The sequence below is a fragment of the Laspinema sp. D2d genome (assembly GCF_025370755.1).
Taxonomy (GTDB): Bacteria; Cyanobacteriota; Cyanobacteriia; order Cyanobacteriales; family Laspinemataceae; genus Laspinema.
Genome location: NZ_JAMXFC010000025.1, coordinates 33,553 through 52,601 on the forward strand (window position 1 = coordinate 33,553; position 19,049 = coordinate 52,601).

Annotated in this window: 27 protein-coding genes; 18 read left to right on the forward strand and 9 right to left on the reverse strand. The window is 50.4% G+C overall.

Going from position 1 to position 19,049, the window contains the following annotated elements; all coding sequences use genetic code 11:
* Window positions 1-134: 134 nt before the first annotated feature.
* Both NG796_RS16835 and NG796_RS16840 read left to right on the forward strand, forming a co-directional pair.
* Window positions 135-545 (forward strand): hypothetical protein, encoded by a 411-nt coding sequence (locus NG796_RS16835; RefSeq protein WP_261208007.1) that lies wholly within the window; start codon window positions 135-137, stop codon window positions 543-545.
* A 312-nt stretch (window positions 546-857) separates the two neighbouring features.
* The gene (locus NG796_RS16840) at window positions 858-1,781 is read left to right on the forward strand and encodes an oxygenase MpaB family protein (RefSeq protein WP_261208008.1); all 924 of its coding nucleotides are present in this window, start codon (window positions 858-860) and stop codon (window positions 1,779-1,781) included.
* A gap of 30 nt (window positions 1,782-1,811) precedes the next feature.
* On the opposite strand, the gene NG796_RS16845 is transcribed toward NG796_RS16840, so the two are convergent.
* Complete coding sequence (locus tag NG796_RS16845) at window positions 1,812-2,873, reverse strand: hypothetical protein (protein WP_261208010.1); 1,062 nt, start codon at window positions 2,871-2,873, stop codon at window positions 1,812-1,814.
* A gap of 271 nt (window positions 2,874-3,144) precedes the next feature.
* Here NG796_RS16845 and NG796_RS16850 point away from each other — a divergent pair, with 271 nt between their 5' ends.
* From NG796_RS16850 to NG796_RS16860, 3 genes are all read left to right on the forward strand, one after another.
* Window positions 3,145-3,315, forward strand: a complete 171-nt coding sequence (locus tag NG796_RS16850; protein ID WP_261208012.1) for a hypothetical protein — start codon at window positions 3,145-3,147, stop codon at window positions 3,313-3,315.
* Between the two features lie 89 nt (window positions 3,316-3,404).
* Window positions 3,405-4,019, forward strand: coding sequence for a Bro-N domain-containing protein (locus NG796_RS16855; protein WP_261208013.1), 615 nt, complete (start codon window positions 3,405-3,407; stop codon window positions 4,017-4,019).
* Window positions 4,016-4,231, forward strand: a complete 216-nt coding sequence (locus tag NG796_RS16860) for a hypothetical protein (protein ID WP_261208014.1) — start codon at window positions 4,016-4,018, stop codon at window positions 4,229-4,231. The genes NG796_RS16855 and NG796_RS16860 overlap by 4 nt, the downstream gene beginning before the upstream one ends.
* A gap of 55 nt (window positions 4,232-4,286) precedes the next feature.
* Here the strand turns inward: NG796_RS16860 and NG796_RS16865 are convergent, their stop codons facing one another.
* From NG796_RS16865 to NG796_RS16885, 5 genes are all read right to left on the reverse strand, one after another.
* Window positions 4,287-4,877, reverse strand: coding sequence for an HAD-IIIA family hydrolase (locus tag NG796_RS16865; protein WP_261208015.1), 591 nt, complete (start codon window positions 4,875-4,877; stop codon window positions 4,287-4,289).
* Window positions 4,878-4,933: 56 nt separating this feature from the next.
* The gene (locus NG796_RS16870; RefSeq protein WP_261208016.1) at window positions 4,934-7,216 is read right to left on the reverse strand and encodes a ParB/Srx family N-terminal domain-containing protein; all 2,283 of its coding nucleotides are present in this window, start codon (window positions 7,214-7,216) and stop codon (window positions 4,934-4,936) included.
* A 1-nt stretch (window position 7,217) separates the two neighbouring features.
* Entirely contained in the window at window positions 7,218-7,580 is a 363-nt protein-coding gene (locus tag NG796_RS16875; protein WP_261208017.1) for a hypothetical protein, read from the reverse strand.
* Window positions 7,543-7,950: a hypothetical protein gene (locus NG796_RS16880; RefSeq protein WP_261208018.1), complete on the reverse strand. Its 408-nt coding sequence runs from the start codon at window positions 7,948-7,950 to the stop codon at window positions 7,543-7,545. The genes NG796_RS16875 and NG796_RS16880 overlap by 38 nt, the downstream gene beginning before the upstream one ends.
* Before the next feature lie 388 nt (window positions 7,951-8,338).
* Window positions 8,339-8,620, reverse strand: a complete 282-nt coding sequence (locus NG796_RS16885; protein ID WP_261208019.1) for a hypothetical protein — start codon at window positions 8,618-8,620, stop codon at window positions 8,339-8,341.
* A gap of 177 nt (window positions 8,621-8,797) precedes the next feature.
* On the opposite strand from NG796_RS16885, the gene NG796_RS16890 reads away from it, so the two are divergent.
* From NG796_RS16890 to NG796_RS16950, 13 genes are all read left to right on the forward strand, one after another.
* Window positions 8,798-9,154, forward strand: coding sequence for a hypothetical protein (locus NG796_RS16890; protein ID WP_261208020.1), 357 nt, complete (start codon window positions 8,798-8,800; stop codon window positions 9,152-9,154).
* Between the two features lie 41 nt (window positions 9,155-9,195).
* Window positions 9,196-9,459, forward strand: coding sequence for a hypothetical protein (locus tag NG796_RS16895; protein ID WP_261208021.1), 264 nt, complete (start codon window positions 9,196-9,198; stop codon window positions 9,457-9,459).
* Between the two features lie 296 nt (window positions 9,460-9,755).
* Window positions 9,756-10,190, forward strand: coding sequence for a hypothetical protein (locus NG796_RS16900; RefSeq protein ID WP_261208023.1), 435 nt, complete (start codon window positions 9,756-9,758; stop codon window positions 10,188-10,190).
* Window positions 10,191-10,375: 185 nt separating this feature from the next.
* Window positions 10,376-10,729, forward strand: coding sequence for a GIY-YIG nuclease family protein (locus tag NG796_RS16905; RefSeq protein WP_261208024.1), 354 nt, complete (start codon window positions 10,376-10,378; stop codon window positions 10,727-10,729).
* Window positions 10,730-10,857: 128 nt separating this feature from the next.
* Window positions 10,858-11,508, forward strand: a complete 651-nt coding sequence (locus NG796_RS16910; protein WP_261208025.1) for a hypothetical protein — start codon at window positions 10,858-10,860, stop codon at window positions 11,506-11,508.
* The gene (locus NG796_RS16915) at window positions 11,505-11,849 is read left to right on the forward strand and encodes a hypothetical protein (protein WP_261208026.1); all 345 of its coding nucleotides are present in this window, start codon (window positions 11,505-11,507) and stop codon (window positions 11,847-11,849) included. The genes NG796_RS16910 and NG796_RS16915 overlap by 4 nt, the downstream gene beginning before the upstream one ends.
* A gap of 133 nt (window positions 11,850-11,982) precedes the next feature.
* Window positions 11,983-12,507, forward strand: coding sequence for a hypothetical protein (locus NG796_RS16920; RefSeq protein ID WP_261208027.1), 525 nt, complete (start codon window positions 11,983-11,985; stop codon window positions 12,505-12,507).
* An 89-nt stretch (window positions 12,508-12,596) separates the two neighbouring features.
* Complete coding sequence (locus tag NG796_RS16925; RefSeq protein WP_261208028.1) at window positions 12,597-13,067, forward strand: hypothetical protein; 471 nt, start codon at window positions 12,597-12,599, stop codon at window positions 13,065-13,067.
* Window positions 13,068-13,132: 65 nt separating this feature from the next.
* Window positions 13,133-14,077, forward strand: a complete 945-nt coding sequence (locus NG796_RS16930) for a hypothetical protein (protein ID WP_261208029.1) — start codon at window positions 13,133-13,135, stop codon at window positions 14,075-14,077.
* A gap of 182 nt (window positions 14,078-14,259) precedes the next feature.
* The gene (locus NG796_RS16935; protein ID WP_261208030.1) at window positions 14,260-14,601 is read left to right on the forward strand and encodes a hypothetical protein; all 342 of its coding nucleotides are present in this window, start codon (window positions 14,260-14,262) and stop codon (window positions 14,599-14,601) included.
* Window positions 14,602-14,652: 51 nt separating this feature from the next.
* Window positions 14,653-14,886 carry a hypothetical protein gene (locus NG796_RS16940; protein WP_261208031.1) on the forward strand — a complete coding sequence of 78 codons (234 nt, stop codon included), beginning with the start codon at window positions 14,653-14,655 and terminating at the stop codon, window positions 14,884-14,886.
* Window positions 14,887-14,933: 47 nt separating this feature from the next.
* Window positions 14,934-15,776, forward strand: a complete 843-nt coding sequence (locus tag NG796_RS16945; RefSeq protein WP_261208032.1) for a hypothetical protein — start codon at window positions 14,934-14,936, stop codon at window positions 15,774-15,776.
* 30 nt (window positions 15,777-15,806) lie between these two features.
* Window positions 15,807-16,007, forward strand: coding sequence for a hypothetical protein (locus tag NG796_RS16950; protein ID WP_261208033.1), 201 nt, complete (start codon window positions 15,807-15,809; stop codon window positions 16,005-16,007).
* Here NG796_RS16950 and NG796_RS16955 read toward each other — a convergent pair.
* The 3 genes from NG796_RS16955 to NG796_RS16965 are packed head-to-tail and all read right to left on the reverse strand — an operon-like array spanning window position 15,971 to window position 18,268.
* Window positions 15,971-16,612, reverse strand: a complete 642-nt coding sequence (locus tag NG796_RS16955) for a hypothetical protein (RefSeq protein ID WP_261208034.1) — start codon at window positions 16,610-16,612, stop codon at window positions 15,971-15,973. The genes NG796_RS16950 and NG796_RS16955 overlap by 37 nt on opposite strands.
* 17 nt (window positions 16,613-16,629) lie before the next feature.
* Window positions 16,630-17,658 carry a hypothetical protein gene (locus NG796_RS16960; protein WP_261208036.1) on the reverse strand — a complete coding sequence of 343 codons (1,029 nt, stop codon included), beginning with the start codon at window positions 17,656-17,658 and terminating at the stop codon, window positions 16,630-16,632.
* A complete protein-coding gene (locus NG796_RS16965; protein ID WP_261208038.1) occupies window positions 17,642-18,268 on the reverse strand; it encodes a DUF4417 domain-containing protein in 627 nt (208 codons plus the stop codon). The genes NG796_RS16960 and NG796_RS16965 overlap by 17 nt, the downstream gene beginning before the upstream one ends.
* Window positions 18,269-19,049: the final 781 nt, after the last annotated feature.

Here is a 19,049-nt window from a genome sequence, read left to right on the forward strand (position 1 = left end):
TCCGAGAATAACTAAGTATTTTTTCGGATACTCACCCGACTTTGACGTAAGTTTTGAAATTTACTTGCGTGTTTTCCCGGATAAATTTTAGCCCAACAGAATGATGCTGGCAGTAAGATACAGGAAGGAAAATTATGGCTCGAAGATTATCCGGGACAGTGATTATCAACGGAACCGACGATGAAACCTGGGGTTCAAACGAAAAGGTCCACCGTTCGCATACCGTGACGATGGTCCTGAGCGAAAACCAGCCCGCAGTCGCGTTAGATATTCCTCATGTGCGCTGGGGTGGCGAGTGTCGCGTTGAGGTCGGACTGACCGCCCGAGTTGTTGGCACAGGAGAAGTCCAAATCGAAGGCAATGCCAAGCTGTTTGAAGGAACTTCGGAGAATACTGACGATTTAGAGGATGAGAAAGTCGTCACTTTTACGGTACCTAAAGGAGGCCGTCCGGCCCATCACGGTGTCAATCTGCGTAACACAGAAAGCGGTGGCGGCGACCATGCCGAAATTAGCTTTTCTTTTACGAACTCAATTGACGAATAATCCTCGTTGAATGTTCTGCCATTTCCAAGAAGTGCCACGCCACTCAATCTCGTTTTCAAGCCCTGGTCATAAACAGCCGGGGCTTTTGGTTGGCTGGTGATTCAGTGCGATCGCCTCATAGAAACTAGCCAATTCACTCAGGTTCAGGCGCTTCCACTTGGCGGTATCCAAGGGCAACCGAGTCAAAACAGCCTCCTACCCAGCAGCCTCGAACCGCCCTGATAAAGCTGGAGTTAGCGCCGCATCTGTCGCTCATCTTGAGGAAACGGGTATAAGATAGATAAACTCTAGTGTTTGACCCATCCTTATCCTATGTCCTGGCTTGACTTTCGTTATGAGCGCTTTCGTCAGATTCAACAACTCGACCCGGTAGCCGACCATTGCCAGATTTGTCACCTTTTGATGGGGTATGAATTTCCTTGGGATGTTACCCGCGCTCTTGAACTAGCCCTGCTCAAAACCTACTGCGTCCCGAGCATTTCCCAACTCCTCGACCGCACCGGCGAGTTCTATCAGCATACCCAAAAACGCTACGATGACACGGGTTTACTGGTGGCTCTCCTGTTCAAATGGGGTCACGAGAGTGAACAGGGTCAAGCCTCCATTCGGCGGATGAATGCGATTCATGGACATTTTCCTATCAGCAACGAAGATTTTCTCTACGTTCTTTCGAGCTTTATCTACGAACCGATTCGGTGGAATGAGCGTTTTGGCTGGCGATTGTTTAGTGAAACGGAAAAGTTGGCTATTTTCTATTTTTGGCAAGCGGTGGGTCAAAAGATGCACATCCAGAACATCCCCACCAATTATGAGGAATTTGCTCAATTCAACCGCGATTACGAACAAAAACACTTTACCTACTCGGATAGTAATCGGTCGGTGGGAGAATCAACGGTCAATTTATTTCTAAGTTGGTTTCCGTCTCCAACTCGTTCCCTATTGAAGCCTTATGTTTTAGCGTTGTTTGATGAGTCAATGCTGACGGCGTTCGGTTGGTCTAGTCCTCCACAAGTTATCCGCAACTTAGTCGCAAATGGCCTAAAGTGGCGCAGTTGGGTTTCCCAGTGGCTTCCACCCAGACGCAACCCTGACTTTTTCACGGAGAGTCAAATCAGAAGTTACCCGCATGGCTATCAACTGGAAGATATTGGACCCCCTAGAATGTTGTCAGAACTTAATCGGAGTTTGAAAGTTAACGAACTGCCAACAACCAAAAAACCAAACACTCAAAATTAGAAGGTGAATTCTAACTCAAAGGCAGCCGATTCAATCAGGTTCAGGCGCTTCCACCTCGGGATAAAGCTCCCGATATTTCTGCCAGTTTTCTCGATAGAATCTGCGTCCTTCTTCGGTGATGCCGAGGCAGGATTTCCAGTTTTTGTGAAACTCCTGAACCAGCCCATTCTTGCCATAACGCTCATTCCAATTGCGTAGTCGTACCCAACAATGCCGCCAACTGTGCCCGCCGTAGTCTCCTGAGCGTTCCCCGGCTGCTGTCAACCCGTCATTCCCGCCATTCCACGCGCTCACCAACGCTTTCCACTGATAATCCCGGAGCGTCCTTGCGGGCAACTTTTTCTCCGACTGAACGCCCAATCCAGCACGAACCACGGCACGACCCAACCGAGTCAGCTTGCAATTAAACCAGTCTTTCACTGGATAGCAGTAGTCAATTTCAATCAGCTTGCTCTTGGCGAGTGCCTTGAATGTGCTGCCTGTTCCTGGGTCAACCACATCCGCCGCTTTTAGTTTCTGCCTGAGTTGGGATGAGTTTCCGAATAGCTCCAAATACTCAATCCATCGCCATTCGCTTGCGGGTCTGGGACGACAGCCGCTATTCCAAGCACCACGCTCACCGGCTTCCCGGTTCTGGTCAATCTCGAAAATCTGCTTGAGATAGGTCTGCTGCCGCTCGTTCAATTCATCCCAGATTTTTTCGTGTTTGGAGCGCGGTTGAGTGGGTTCGGGGACTGGCTCGGGTTTGGGTTCGGGTTCAGGCTCGGGTTCAGGCTCGGGTTTGGGTTCGGGTTCATTCTGCTGCTTGATGATTGCGGTAAGCGGAGCTATGCCGCAGGCAATCGCCTCGGACAGTTCCGCCAAAAACTCATCCAGCCGAATTGCCCAATCTTCCCCCGTTATCCTGATCGCCTCGAACGCCAGGGGAGCGAATTCTGCAATTAATTGCGGTAAGCGCAGCGATGCCCCCAGGGCTTTTCGCGTTCTCGACTTCAGCATCGATGGCGGTTCTTCGGGATTGCCCCCAGCTTCGATAAATTCACGGTAGCGATTGCCTGCGGCATAGCTGCGCTTACCGCATAGTTCAATCACGATTCGATTCCAGCGGCACCGGAACCCGCATCTGCTTAGTTGTGTAAGGCGCTTTCTTGCCTCTGCCTCCCTTCGGTTTTGCCATGACTCGACTCGTAAACAGGTTATAGCTCTAGTTTAAAACTCGTTGATAGGTTTTCGTTCGGGTGGGGCTAGGTTGATAAAAGTTGATTTTTTTTCGGTTATTTTCGTAGGCCAGCCCTACCCCTGCCACTGCCAAACTGCCGGGAAATATGGCAAGATAATATGGCAGAGTAATTAACGAGGAATCATGACCAAACATCCTGGAGGACGACCCCCGAGCGGACGGGGTAAGCGGTTGTATATCAAACACTCGAAAGTCAGAGCAGTGGAGCTAATCGGGGAATTGCCTGATGAAGCTATGCCCCTCGTCGAAACCCTACTAGAAGCCCTAACCCTCAAATTTCCGCTAGAGGGTTGACGCTAGATAATATGACAGTTAAACTAAAGATAATGCTCCTGCGATGCTACGAACATCCAGGAGCCGGTTAACTTTATCGAGCAGTCAACATGAATAATCTAGCAGTTTTTGCGTTCGAGGGCCATGAGGTCCGCTGTGTGGGGACGGCGGAGGAGCCTGAGTGGATTGCTCGGGATGTCTGCAAGGTGTTGGGACTTAACAATGTCAGCCATGCTTTGTCTCGTCTGGATGATGATGAAAAGGATCTAGCATTAGTGACGACAACTAGAGGAAAGCAGAAACTCCTAACTATCAACAAAAAAGGACTCAAAAGGCTAGTATCCACCTCCTACAAACCCAACGCTAAAAAACTGGCTACTATTTTAGGTATTGAGGTAATGGTTACAACACGAGAAATGGATTGTTTGAGCATAATCAAAGCAGCATTCGCTCATTTAAGCCCGATTTCGCAGTTTAGCGTCTTAGGTTACAAGATAGATTTGTACTTTCCCTCTGAAAAGATTGCCGTAGAATGCGATGAAAATGGTCACCAACATTTAAGTTTGGTCAAAGAGCAAAAACGAGAAACAGCTATTATCAATGAATTACAGTGTCAATTCATCCGGTTCAATCCAGACCTAGCCCATTTCAACATTGGCGAAGTTATCAATCGTATTATGCTGGCAATTGACGGACATTATGGAAACAATATTCTGACCCGGTGAGAAACCACCCCTATCCGCTCGACAAGTCAACGCCAAGCTCGAAGCCCTCGGACTCCAGTATCGCGATCGCTCTGGGAAAAAAGCCCATCTGGCAACTCACCGAAGCCGGTCACGAATATGGTCAGGTTTATTTGGCAACCAACGACCAATGGAGTGGCGCTCAGATTCACTGGCAATCCGCTGTTATTGAGTTGATGGCCGATCGCAACTAACGAAGTCGAGTTAATCCAGTGACCCCGCTTTATCGGCGGGGTTTTTGCGTTGGGCTTAAACCCGATAGATTGCTTTGATATCCGGGTCCACAAGTCCAAGCTCGTCAACACTGACACTCAAATCGCTCCATCCTGGCAAGTACCGGGACCGAAGAATATCCCCCGCCATAAAGTTGCAGCCCAGCGCCTCTGCCGCTTGTTCATCTTCAAAGCGATCGCCAATCATCCAGCAATCACTCAATGGGGGTTTGTCGAAATAGCGATGAATCAAGACGAGCATTCCCGGGTCCGGTTTACGGAACGACTCCTCGACCTCATCCTCGGGACGAATCTCAGCGGCTTTGTCCGGCCAAACCATGCAGCAGGTGAAGCCTTGATAAGACGGGCAGAACATCCCAAACTCAATTTGGGGAAACAACTCTAGGGCATACCGGCATTCGGCAAGTGCATCCTCAATCGTCTTGTAGCCCGCCTCAATTGCTTCTTGATTGTAAGCCATCGCCAACTGATAGCCGCGTTCATGCAGACTTTGCACGGCTTTATCCGCCCCCGCCCGAATCTTCTGGTCACGAGGATGTTGTACGTTAGCACCACTCACCGGCTCCACCAACGTCCCATCCTTGTTAAAGATTACGATACCTGTCATACGTTATACACTCCTGAAACTACACGAATATAGGGGACAAACTGCCCCCACAAACTTCAACTGGCAACGGACTGGAAATTGCCCCGTCGGCTTTCCCCATCGCCCTCTTGACTAGGACGGTGACGCCTCGTCAGTTCTGCCTTAGCTGCTTTGACGATTGCTTTGATTTCCGAATCCTCCAGCATGGGCAAATCGAGCTTGAGATTGACGATCGCATTCAACGCCCCGGACCGTCGCGCTTGTAGTTGCGCTTGGTCCAGATTACGGACTGGAACCGGACGCTCAAACACCCCTACCGCAGTGGTAGCCGGATTCTCGGGCTGTTTGCCGTAGACTCCAGCTACATCGGGCAACTCTGCATCATCACCGGCGGGGGTGACACGGCCCATCAACGCTTTGCGCTGGTGTTGCTCGTTTTGTGGCGAGTTTTTAACCTGCAACGGTTTACGGTTTAGACTAGATTCCAGGTGAGCAATCTGTTGGCGGATGATTTGCTGAGTGAGCGGATTATCCGTGGCAAACTGCCGCAGCCGGTTAAGTCGTTGTTCGAGCGAAAGTGGCTCACCTGGTCCATCGTTGTCAAAGCTCGTCAACACTTGATGCTCCCCTGACTCGAAGCAGACTAGAGGCGTGTTACGCGAAATATTATACAAGCTAGACCAAACAAAACCATCGGGTTCGATAGCGACCACTACACCCGCGCCTTGATTTGACCATAAGCGATCGCCGAGTTGGGGCAGTTTCGGTTCAAACACTGGGTCATCGACCACCAGCAAATCCTTGGGCAGATGGAATCCATCCTCGCAGCGGCACGAATCAAACCGAACGTAGAGGCCCCGCCGTTTATCGCACTTTTCGACGATGCCGAGGCGGTGTTCGCGGTTTTCGAGCAGAAAGCGTTCCTGCTGGAATTCAACGAGCAACACCCGCGTTCCTGGGGGGAAATTTTCGACTTCGCGCTCTATCTCAATTTCTTTGCGGTAGTTCGCCACACTAACCCGACTCACCCTGAACACCTCGCCAATTGCCGAATCGTTCAATTTGGGCCAGGTGTTTTTCCCGGTGATTTGCTTGGCGCGCTCCAGAAACTTGGCAATCGCATCGGCGGGCAGTTTGTCCGCAACCCGCAAGAAATTCTTGCAGGCTTGCGCCCATTCTTCTGTACTCATCTTCAGCAGTTGGCGTTGACGACCATCCCCTGCATTAGAAACGGACGACTGGAAGACGGCCTCTTCATAAGACCGCGCTTCTTGGAAGCATTCCACCCGTTCCCGTCCGGCTTTACGCAAGGCCCGAATCCGGTGATGCCCCGAGACCAAGTAATATTGCTCGTCGTTGTCCCCAGGGCATTGACCGAACCAGACCTCAAGCGGTGGAGGTTCCGAGTATTCCAGCAAATCGTAATACTGCGCCACCATATCCGCATCGATGCCTTTCTCATGTTGCTGCTGTTGTCCCCGGGGCTGGAATTCGGGTCGTTCCATAATCGCTTCTATCGGGAGCCAAAAGGTTTCAGGTTCTTCAGTGCGAGTGGGTTCTTCAGTGCGAGTGGGTTCTTCAGTGCGAGTGGGTTCTTCAGTGCGATCGCTTTGTTGGGTGCGCTCGCCTTGCTCAATGCGAACAGGTTGCCCAATGCGATCGCCTCGACGGGCTGGCTCCAACTCGGGCTCAACTGGCAAACGAGCTTTTTTCGGCTTCGACTCAACCTGCAAGGGCTTAGAGTTTTTGGACGTGGACAACTGAGCCAGAGCAATTTCAAGCGGTCCAGGTTCACTCGAATACAGTTCGAGTTCATCTAACGGAACGCCTTTGAGGATGTCCTCGGGTTCGCTGGTATTTGTCGGTTGAATCCAGCATTTTTTCTGGAATAATTTGACGATAGTTCCCGTTAATTTTGCCCTATTATAAACGACTTTTTGTTTGAGCTTAAACTTGGATTTTATCTTGGATTTATCGGGTGATTTAGCGGTTGGTATCCAGAACGGCTTGTAGGAAGATTCACCGGGTACGGGAGCCGAACCATCCGCATTCTTGGGCAGTTTGCCATAAGGAATCACCAAGGATTCCTCGGCATCTTCTAGCAGCACTAAATACTCGCGACCTTCGTCATAAATGCGGTCTTTGCGCTTCATGGGAACCCAGACCTGACAGTCATAGTTATACTCGAATGGTCCCCAACTGGTCTGGACTTGCCTGGGTTGGGCGATTTGGACAATGCTCGATTTGACTGAACGAATTCCGTCCCCTGTCATCACCTCAACCATTTCGCCCCGGACTTCGGAGACTAACGCAATGCCCCAAGGACACTCAACCCAATCGCCTGATTTGAATGGCACCATCTTAAAATTCCTCCGGTAAACAAATGTTGGCTAATTTGTAATCAATCGGCAACTGTTTCAAACGTTCGATTTGACTCCAATCAAAGTTCCGACCGATGAACGAGTTGAACTCAGCACAATCCCCTCGAAACCACACGCAACGGCTATCGACCCAGCAAGTCTCTCCTAAGCGGTTGCGGACGAGGTAAATCTTTTCGGTGTAGCTGCTGGGCAATTCCACAAATGCAATCGCCCAGCCTGGATAGCGATTTAATATTGAATTTGCCCGAGGACTGTAAAAGCAATCTTGCGGGTCCATCCGCTTGAAAACTAAGGCAAATTCATCGTTATTCGGCTGCATGGTTTCCTCCATATTCATCGGCATTTGCTATCTCCTCCTTGCTATATCCATAGGCCAACGCTGCCTCCTGCCAGACCCCTGGCGGATACCTCTGCTTGAGTGCGGCGATCGGCAACTTGAAATCGGCTGCGGTTCTCACCGGCTGAATGGGTCCACTTTTCTCAACCGGCTGTTTACGGATTTGGTACAAGAACAAGCCCCTTGGGTCAGAGCAAGACTCAAACGAACGCTCGACGTGCGCCGCTGCCCCCTGCGCTCGGCTAATGTCCCACGCTGCGATCGCCCGCAACACCCCCGCATCCCTCGCGCTACCATCCAGAATTCCTAACTCCTCTAATTGGCGTCTGAGGTCCCCGGGAATCTCTGGGGGCGGTTTGTGGATAACAGATTTCACACCCGCCACCTTCTTTAGAGTGGGTTTATTTGATTTATTTGAATTATCTGGGGAATCGCTGAACAGCTTGCTGGTGCTGGCTTTTGGCGCTCGGTTCGGAACGATTGGGCAGTCCACCTGCCCATTTGGGCAGTCCACCTGCCCATTTGGGCAGTCCTTCGGAACGATTGGGCAGTCCTTCGGAACGGTCGGGCAGGTAGGGGCCAGAACGATTGGGCAGTCAGCCTGAACAGTTGACTGGGTAGAAGCTTGAACAGTTGGGCAGGCCAGAGCATGAACGATTGGGCGCTCAGTCTGCGTTGACCGTTCGGGCAGGGGTGGACAATCTTGGACCGTGGGGCTAGATTGTGGCTCGATAGTTCCGGCGATAGGGCTGGACATCCACAACTCAACGCTGCCGGTGAGACGCTCCTCCAGCCTGCCGGTGCTGACTAATTTGGCCTTGGCTTTGTAGAACGTTCTCTCCGGCAATCCGGTGAGTTCCAGCCAGTCCTTGACCGGCATCGCCACGCGCTGGCCTCGTTTGCGCAAGACGCCGACGCAGTAGTAAAGCAAACCGGCTGCGGTGATGAGTCCGTCGGCATAGTCGCGTCGGGTCATTTCGATGGATAGCCGATAATGCTGGTTGGGGTGAGGTTGATTCATCGCCATGCCTCCGTTGAACGGGCATGACACTCCGATTCAATTTGCTCCCCAGAGGCTTTCACCCGGTGTTGGACGTAGTAAAAATGCGCGGTCTGTGTCATAATCAGGACACCAATAAATTTAGCTTTTACATCTGATAGGTGTAAATTAATGTCATGATTACATCTATCAGATTTAACTTTCATTAACTTTTGTAAAATGTATGGACCTAGCCGAAAAATTCAAAGTTACGATGGAAGTCATGAAATTGGGGGTAAGTGAGTTAGCAGAGCTGGCGAATCGGTCCGTCAATAACATAAGTGAGATTCGCTTAGGCAAGACCAACACGAGCATCCAAACCCTTGGAGAGTTGTTAGAGGTAGCGGAGCGGGCGCGTCCTGGGTTTGTGAACCGATTTTGCCAAGAAGTAAGCGGGAACGTTTTCTTTAGCAGTGACTCGCTAGACCAGATTATTTCGGAGCTATCTCAAGAGCAAAAGTCGATGTTGCTCATGTCGCTGGCTGTCAATCTTGATGCGAAAGATTTAACTCCTGCAAAAAGCCAGAAATTTAGAGCCTAATTGTAGGCATAATTAGAGGGTCGATTTAGAACTCAGGTGTCATGGACCAAAACCACCATTATGGGGTTAAACAAATTCAGGTTGAAGAGATAGTCAATCAAATTCAAGGACTTTCGTTGGAGCAACGATTAGAACTTACGCGGCAGCTAATTAGCAAAAATGCTTCGGACATAAGAAACGATAGCTTTTTCATCCACGTCAACAAGAGCGTGGACGAAATTAGCAGCCAGTTAAAAGGCTTGCCCAAGATAGTTTGGCAGAAGCTGCTCCAGGCAGTTGCAATTTGCATCATGCCCGATAACTAGCCCATACATCGCCGGTCCAACACCAACCCCTCAACCGAATTGCTTACCTTCAACCGGCGATTAGACTTTTACTAAACTGTAAAGATTTTCAGTTTTATCCCTTTGGGTTTGACTCGCTATAAACTGTAAAGGTTTGCAGTTTAAACCCAAATTGGTCGAAAAGTTTCTGTTGTGCTGAACAGATATTCAATCGTTCCCTTCGTCTCCAATATGCAGTTGGCTGGGGAGGGTGAGCGTACTGGGCTACTACGCTAGAATAGAATTGGACCGCTACAGCCCACAGTAAGGAGAATCAGATGCAAAGCAATCAAACGGCTCAATCTTGGCGTTATCAGGTCAATCCGTTAGCTGACGGACGCTATCGGTTGCTGGTCTGGGACAGTCTGGATGCGTTGGGCTGGTGTTGCTTGAGCTTTGACTCGGAAGCCGAAGCGATCGCCTACGCTAACGACCTCGAACGCGACTGCGCCGATAGCCTACGGCATGGCTCCGCTTACCGCACCTGGGAAAGTTGCCCGCCTTGGTTGCTTGCCAGTTTTGCGCTGATGGATCCGAACCGGGGCGACAAGCTCTATCGAGATTGGGCGATGGAGTGCCGTTCGTCGGAATATCTGTTGCATGACCCGCATACCAACGAAATTCAACGGTTTGAGCGCTCCGACGACCCGAGGCAGCTAGAGTCCTTGTGCGACTGGATTGACCAGGTAGAACGAGAACGGCGCAAACTTTAGGAAAAGAAAAGAAGAAAAGAGAAAAAACAAACAAAAGAGCGTTCGCAGAGGGTGAAAACATTGGAGTAACTCTCATGCTCGAATTCTCGTTCATCCTAGTCGCGTTCTGGCTTTTGCCTGCCATCGCACATTGGCAACAATCTCACTAGCTTCCGCATGGGGCAGATTCATTCGAGGTCTGTCCCATGTCTTTTGTCTATCTGCTGCATTACGACCGACCGATTGGCAACCCACAACAAGCCAACGGAATGGCCCAGCATTATCTCGGTTATACGCGCAACTTAAGCCAACGACTGCAAGACCACGCCCAAGGGAAAGGAGCCAAACTAACTGCTGCCTTTGCCGAACAAGGAATTGAGTTTGAGTGCGTGCGAGTCTGGAAAAACGGAACCCGCAGTCTGGAACGCCAACTCAAGCGGCGACATAACCATCCGCAACTGTGTCCCATCTGCAATCCAACGCTGCAAAACCACGATAAACCACACGCGCAAAAAAGCGGTCACCGGCGCAGGGTGAAGTCGTTGGAAAAAACTAGATGAATCATACACAATCGCGTTAGTTGCTGACAATTTTGTTAGGGCAATGGTTAACTGGAATTTTGGTTATCGTGATAGTCAATGCAATCGTTTAGGCTTTCGCGTCCGAGTGAAGTAATCGATAGAATATCATGCAACAACGAGCTTCTTCTCGGCTAATCCCCGGCTTTTGTGACAACGAAATACACTATTTTTGTGTCCAGTTATTGGCGCGCCAAATTAAACGTTGGCTCCGACGCGACTGTTCTCGGCAACGGATTGGTTTTACATCGCTGGACAACTACCTAAATTATGTTGCGCCCGAACGTGCCGCAGCCGCTCCCCATGTTGCCCGCGAACTCCAACGCTATCCGCAGTATGGTGATATCCAGCATATCGAACCACTGCGCCATAGTTTGCGGGTGATGTTCGGTGAGGATTTGGGTTTGGCTCCGGTGTTTCTAGCCAAATCTGACCTCTGCGCTCTAGCTGCACCTTCCCCTCGCTATTGCCAGTTTTATGAGCGCGTTATTTCCCCTCGGCTAGTCTTCTGCAACTATCGCTTAAATGGTGACAATGTGGAATGGAACTGGACCACTAACTTGGGCTTTTACTACAAGAATAACGCACAAAAATATCAAACGCAAATACGAGAAAATAAACTCGCCAGTTATGCCCAATTACGTCGGGGAAGTCGCACAACCTGTCCGTGGGAGTTGAAAGTTTGGGGACTCAAAGAGCAAGAACAAGCAAAAATTGAACAAGCATTCGCGGTTAGTGAAACAATAGAGGAACGGTTATGAACGAATTTGGTTTTAAGATTAACCTGGATGACGAATACGAATTTCCGAGCTTAGAATTTCAGGTCAGCCAGCCCGTCGCCATCCGTACCAACCAGCCTCCGACCCAATGGGATGTCGTCGAAGTCACCGGCATCAAACTCGACTATGCCCGTTGGCCGTTACCGCTGGATACGTTACGGTATCAGCCGAAATGGTACTACTGCGTCAAGGCGCGTGACTCTTTGCACGAACGCTGGCTTATGGCTGAAGATTTGTGCGATATCCCGCAACTTAAAATCCTCCAAGCTCATTATCGGGCCTTAGAACGAATCCTCGACTTGGAAGCATTAATCGTTGAGTAGGTTCCTTTGTCACTTGATTATTTGGGGGATGCCCGTATTAATTGGCATCCTTCCCATTTTACGTTAGATAAAAAGGAAAAAACAATTGAAAAATTGAAGCTATCGCGGTGGGTAAAATTATCGAAAAAAAGCGATGAAACCACAAGCAAAAACTAGCGCAAATACTCCAACTCGCAAACCCCGTTATCGCATACCCATTGGTAGCACCAAACCCAACCGAAAACTAAACGAACTAGGACGGCAAGCTCAAAACTGGGTGATGGTTGAATGTGTCCTAACCTGGGCAAAAATGGCTCAACAATACCAGTTATCGATTGAAGACCACATCCAGGCGGATTTGGGTGGCGACATCTTTATCTCGAAAGAACTCTACGACCGAGCCGATGGATTTGCCGAAGCCTATTCCTACAAGAAAAAAGTCTTGGAAGAATCGAACATGGACTACGACATCACCCAAGAATGGACGGCGGAAGAATGGGAGCGAATGCAGTGGGATCCGAATCTGCTAGAAGGACTCAATTACCTGTTTCATTCGGGCTTATCCGATGGCCTCTGGAACGAACAAAACTATCAACGAATCCAAGCAATCCAGCCTCAGATTGACCCAACTCGCCTCAACCAAACACCGCCAAAACCCGACGATTACTTGACATTTTAGGACAAATTGGGCATGAAAAATTACCCAGTTTAACTAAGAAAACTCTCGCTCAAATTGAATCAATCCAACAAACTAAAAAGGCAAATACCATGACAACTGAACGCATTCAACAGACCGAATCCTTGCTCGACACTTACGGCAAACTCCGCTGGCAAAAGTATATCCTAGAACAGCAAATCCAAGAACTTGAACCCCAGGCCATCCAACAAGCCTTTGACGTGCTCTGTAACGGAGAAACGGTCAACGGCAAACGCAAAGTCTACCAAAGCACGGGCGAGTATCCTTGCAGCATCAGCCTCCAATTTCGCACCGTCAAGCCCAAACCTAGCGATGACCAAGACCTCGAAAGCCTCGCCGAAGCGATCGCCCTCGAACAGCGCAAGGCTCAGTACCACAACGCCGATGCCCTCCAGTCCATCGAGGCGGCGATCGCTACTCTGCAAGCCAAACGTGACGAACTCTCCCAAACTGACGCAGGCCGCCAACTCCAAGCCGAGTATGCCGAGCGCGAATCGGCCCTGACCTGCAAAAAACCCAGCTTCCTAGTTCGGTTAGAATAACGAGTCAACAATTAGCAATTTAATGTATAGGCGTTCGCCCGGGGTGAAGTCATTGAGGAAAAGCAATGAAACTGATTGACGCACCCTGGGTTGAACGCGCCGGACACAAAATCTTGCAATGTCATCATCGAGGAGACCGACGCTTTTCGAGTCAACATTGCCTCGTGCGCTCGTTGGGTCGGATTGACAGCATCGCCAACCATTACCATCGCGCCAAACTGTTTGGCAACGGCAAAACCCCGCACAACGCCCTAGAGTCGAAAGACTGGGCAAATTTAGGGTTGCTGCATATTGGTTGGCGCTTGGGCGATTGGACGTTGCCAATTTGCCATGAACCGGGCCATCTCGACTGGGGAGAGCAGTACCAGATTGCCCTGTGGCTCAAGTATGTGCGAGACCATCAAGCATTAATTGAATATGCCCAGCAGTTTGACCAGTTCCAAGACGAAGAAGAGTCCCAGCTTTTGACGGCTCATATCTGGCAGACTTTAGTGAGTGATGGCCCGTTAGTCTTGCGCCGTCGTTGTCAGCCTCTGGTGCAATTGTTCGAGAATCCGCCGGTGTTGCAGATTCAAGCGCGATTGGATTGCGATATCTACACCGGCATCATTGGCGTTCCCATCGATGACCACTATCCTCGCACGATTGCCCAAGCATTCCCTAACGCCTATCACAAATATTGTCAGCACCGTGATGCATTCACCCCGGGCAAACTGCAACTGATTCAAATCCTGGAGAATCCGCCGTTGTTCCTGGCTCATCTGGCTTTGGGCGATGATGCAGGAAGTGGAGCGATCGCTGGGCGTCTCCCAAGGAGAATCGCCTTCCAAGAATGCCTGTCCAAACTGCACCAGTTCGGCACCCAACAGCATCTGAGCGTTTACCTGCCAGCGCTGCCCATCGATGCGGCAAGTGATGCGATCGCCACGAACTGCCCCGGTGCGATTCTGTGCGACTGGCCCGAAAACGCCGGAGTCAGCGAAAGTCTAGGAAAGACGATGAAAAGATAGCACAACTCAATGAATAATTCAGGGCAAGATTAAGCGAAGAAAAAGAATTATTCAGAACTAGAAAGAAACAAAAAGCAACAAAAAAGCTCTCGCGTAGGGTGGAATTAACGAGGAATTGAATCATGACTCAAGTAACTGAAAACAGCAACATTGTAAGCATCAACAAATCCGTGAAGAACAACGTGATAGACGATTCAGCACTAGGCTATGAAGTATCCGACCATGCCGAACGGTTGTATCGTCAAGTTTACTACGCAATCCGTGAAGAAGTCGGACGCATTGCCAAGGCTGGCAGCAAAGAAAAGTTTGACTGGAAAGAGTACAAACAAAACTTCGCTAAAACCTTTGGAACACCTGACAATCGCAAGTACAGCCTCAAACAACTCCTAGAATATGCCCACCTCAAACTGGGCAAAAACCTAGAACAACTCATCGAAAGCAACCGCAAATCGTGTGAGCGTTATCAACGCTACCAAAACCGTTTAGCCCAAGATGAAGACGTAAAAGACGAAATTCCCTACTAAACCGATTGAACCAGGTGGGAGCATCACCAGCTCTCGCCTGGGTTGAAACTCATGCAATCTATTAACATCAGCGAGGTCATTCTCATGGAAAACCAACCGAATCAATCTTACCAAATGCTGGCTATTTCTGACCTGTTCATCCCTAAATCTAACACAGCAGAAACACTGCCCGAATTCGAGTTACCCGACTGGCTTGAAGAATATGATGAGTCGATGCCCGTAGATGAAGCAACCAGCACAGCCGAACAACGCTGGCTGGATGAACGGGACTACTACCAAGCTTAATCAAGCTCACTTTTGGGGTATCATGGCAGCGTCGCATAGATTCTGTCATGTTTGCCCCAACCCCCGGACGTAGCGCCCCCATCCGCCGCGCTCTTAGTGTCCCGATTCGTCAATGTCTCCAATCGGGCATCATCACGCCAGACCGCACTCATTTCGATTATGGGTGCGGTTACGGATTCGATGTGGATTACCTGCAACACCAAGGCATTTGCTCGGCAGGCTATGACCCGTACCACCGACCACACGAGCGTAAACGAGCGGCAGATGTGGTGACGTTGTTGTTCGTGCTCAACGTGATTCGTGACCCGATAGAGCGCGAGGCAGTGCTGGTGGAAGCGTACCATCTCGCCCAAGAACAGTTGGTGGTGGCGATTAGCTGGGGTGAGGCGCAACCGCATTGGCGACCGGACGGGGACGGCTACCGTACCCAGTGGAACACCTTCTGCAAGTTTTATGATGCAGCCGAAATCCAAACGTTTCTATGTGCGATTCTCGGGCTATTCCCAATGCCGTTGTTGGGCGCGACAGGCGCTTACTTGGTGCCAAAACAGCATCCTGGCGATATCCTGCAACCCCACGCCCTAACTCGCCGTCAACGTCGCCAACTGCTCAAGCACTATCAAGACGAACGGGTTCACCTCCTCGCTTCCGGCTGGGTTCCATCTGAACAGGTCCGCTGGGATAGCATCCTCGCCAAAGGCTATCGGTATCCCAGACTGCGATCGCCTTTGCCTGACATCCCCAACCCTAACACGGGCAAATTCAACAAAAGTTTACACGCTGGTGCAAAGGGTTCTCCCCGTCGCCGGTGGATTGAAGCGGCTCTGGCCCGTCGCGAACGGATGCGGATTCTAGCAGCCCGAATCGAGTATCTGAGTGCGATACAATAACCGCAAACTAGATTTTATGTTAGTAGTGCAATGTCCGACTCAATCGCCTTAGAAACTGCTGAGAATGCTCGTAAACTATTGCTGTTGACTCGCCAGGAAGTCCAGACCATTTGCACCGCATTAGAGCGCGGTCATACGCGGATTGCGTTGCAACAAAGTCAACTTGTCTTGGCTAAACTTGATGCAGCCCTGGCTCATTTGCCACCGATGCTTTTGCAACCGGAAGATTGACGGATGAGCGCTCGTAATCGTCGTTGCTGTACGAGGGATAACCGCTGCTTTTCGTTGTGCAGCAACCTGATAAGTTGATAGTAATTGTCCAGTTCGATGGCCGGGTCATCCTTGAGACAGCAGGCTAAATCATCGCCCAACCGTCGCGGGAGTCGGCCTGTCACGCTTTCGAGAAGTGCATAGAATTCGTCCGTTTCAAAGGCACGATTGAAGCAGTAGCGTGAGTTGAGTCGTCCGTCCGCGTAGGCTGTCCCGGTCTGCTTGACACAACGAGGTAATGCGATTAGTAATGCTTTGGTGCAAAGCTGCCAAGAATTCGCCAACAACTCGCGTCGTTCTTGTGGATTCTCGATGACGTTCAAGACATAGTTAAGGCTGACAATATCGGGACGATGGCAACAACCACAACATAGGGGATAATAGTACAAATCCCAGCCATAAGCCCGATAACCCATCTGCCGCAACTGATTGAAGTCGGCTCCCACTCCGCAGCCGATATCGAGCAAATAATCGTCCCGCGTCAGAATTCCTTGGGCAATGGCTTGGCGGAAGAGTGGCGCTAGTTTGTTCTTGGCCCGGGCAGCCAGATGTCGGTTGATTTGCACAGGTTAGCTCACTCTCACTAAAGCTGATTTCGCATCGAATTGGGCAGCACCGAACCAAAGCGCTCGTACGTCGAATTAAAGTTACTTTGGAAGGTGTTGTCCCTCATAGAAATATCACGCATTAGCCGCATATCGCGCAAGATTTCATTCTGCAAATAACGCTCCTGTGCCGTCCCCCGATACAAATCAAGTTGATAAACTGTAAATTCAATCTTATTTTGCAGCCGATTGATGTAGCTGGTCCGATTAGCTTGCAACGCATTGGTATCCTTGTTCCCCAACGCCAAAAACTCGTTATCCCAAAAGTCACTACGCCACTCCCGGTTCAAATCTGCAAATTGCTGGAGTTGCGTTCGCAAACTCTCGCCCATCTCCCCACGTCGGACGCGCTCTCCAAAGCCCCCTTGTCCCGCGTAGGAGTCGGGAACGAAACCAAAATCTCGCGTGTTGCCACTTTGCTTAGTCGCGTTCCCCGCCCAGCCGTCGCGCACCCCTGCCGCCCGCTCAATCTGGCTCATCTCCCAGGTCCTACTCGTTAATTCTTGCTCAATCAGCTTGCCTTCGCGGGAATTGGGGCCGTACAGGTCATACTGAATCCGCAATTCTTGGATGGCTCGTTCTTGTTGGATCCAAGCATTGTCCAGATATTGCTGACGTTGTTGGGGATCTGCTGGCATCTTGCTAAACAACTCGCTGTTACGCTCTCGGGAAGCGGCACGCAAACTTTCGCGGGTTCCATTAATGGTGACATAGTTGACCTCTCGCCGGTTCGTGCGCTCTCCATAACGACCCACCACGGTCTCCCCCGATTTGGTTGTGCCGGAAGGTACTTCCCCAAAGCGTTGATTGCCCGTCTTTTGCAAGGTGGATTCCACGCCAATTTTGGCCGCCCCTTCCGCTTTGCATTCGATAAAGGATTCGATAGCTTGCGAGAGCGCCCCACTGGGGTTGATGCCCCCGCTAACGACTGCACTCGTGACCGCACTCGTTGCCAGCGCATTCATGAAGTTAACTAAGCACCCAAACGATTTACCCTTTGCTACCATCTGCTCGATATCGCCCCTTATAGACCAACGGACCTCGGTAAGTATCGCAGTACAGCCACCGATTCGCTTGGGCCAACGCTCTGACTTGTTCGCCCCCAGCGTACACCCAGAACAGCGGATTAGACCGGCCCGAATGCTCCTGCGCCAACCCATACTGATGGAGCAACTTTTCTAGGTCCCAACTGCCTCGGGTCGCGTACGCACTCCAGCCACGCGGCACTCCTAGCAAATTCAAGCGCTCAAACCGCTGCGGCACGTTCAAGTCCACGATGATATTGATACCCCGGCTCTGCCAGTACCGACTTAGCCAGCGTTTCCGGTAAATCTGATATAAGGCCACCGCTGCCGGTCCATCCGGGTCGATGCTGAAGTTTACCTCCACGCAACCGAACGGCTCACCCTCTGGCACTTTGTCCGGCTTCTTCCAAAGTCCCTCAAACTTGTCATCCCAAGTATAAAAATGCCAGGTCCCACCCCGGACTACCTGCACGTTCTTCGTTCCCCAAGGCGTTACTGGCATCGCCATCATCCCGGCGCACCGCTCCTCATCCAGTACCGGAATGTCCCACTCGTTATCCACTGGTAATCCACCCCCGCCATACACTCTCATCCGTAGCCTCTCTCTTCCCTAATTACACTGGGGAAATTATGCTTCCTTTTGGACTCGCAACGGTTGAACTGTTAGCACATCAGATGTAATTTTGTCTAGTCCGTTGGCGGTCGAGTGGGCTAGTTTGGCATTGTCTGGGGTTAGTGTCAGCGAGAGTTGGAGGCAAGTCATCGGCTCAAGAAAAGGCTGAAAGTGAATAGGTTGGTTCTCATTTTACCGGATAAAGTGCGTCATAGTTTGAGCAATTGGAAACAAACTAGACGTTGAGGATAATCGAGAATAGTTCACCGAAATTCACCGAAATTCGATGGAGTCAAATTCGATAACGATAGTTTTCTTTAGCCCGGTTTTGGCTATACTAAAAAAGCGAGAAACAGTTGGGTAATGGTCAATATAAAACTCGTTCCATAGTTCGGTGACGTAGTTTCTTCCTCGATAATCTCCCTGAATTTTGTTAACTCTAAGCCCTTATGAATATTGCAGCTTAATGTTCCGAAATATCGACCACAAACTTAAATAATTTGTAGGTGAGTTGCCAGACATGAGTCTGGTCTTGATTCAGTTAGGATTCTTCAGGGTGAACGAGTGAGTCCGAGTACGACCCAATGGAGTGCCAGCCGTTCATCCAGACTTGGCGATCGCAACAAAAATAAAGTGCTCATTCGGTCGGGGGAGGGGCCAACGCGACAAACCTCGATTGCGGCCCGTCCCGTCAGCCCCTCCCCGCTCCCTCACTCGCGCCCCCCGACCCCCAGGGGAGGTTCAGTCAAATCTTGCCGAT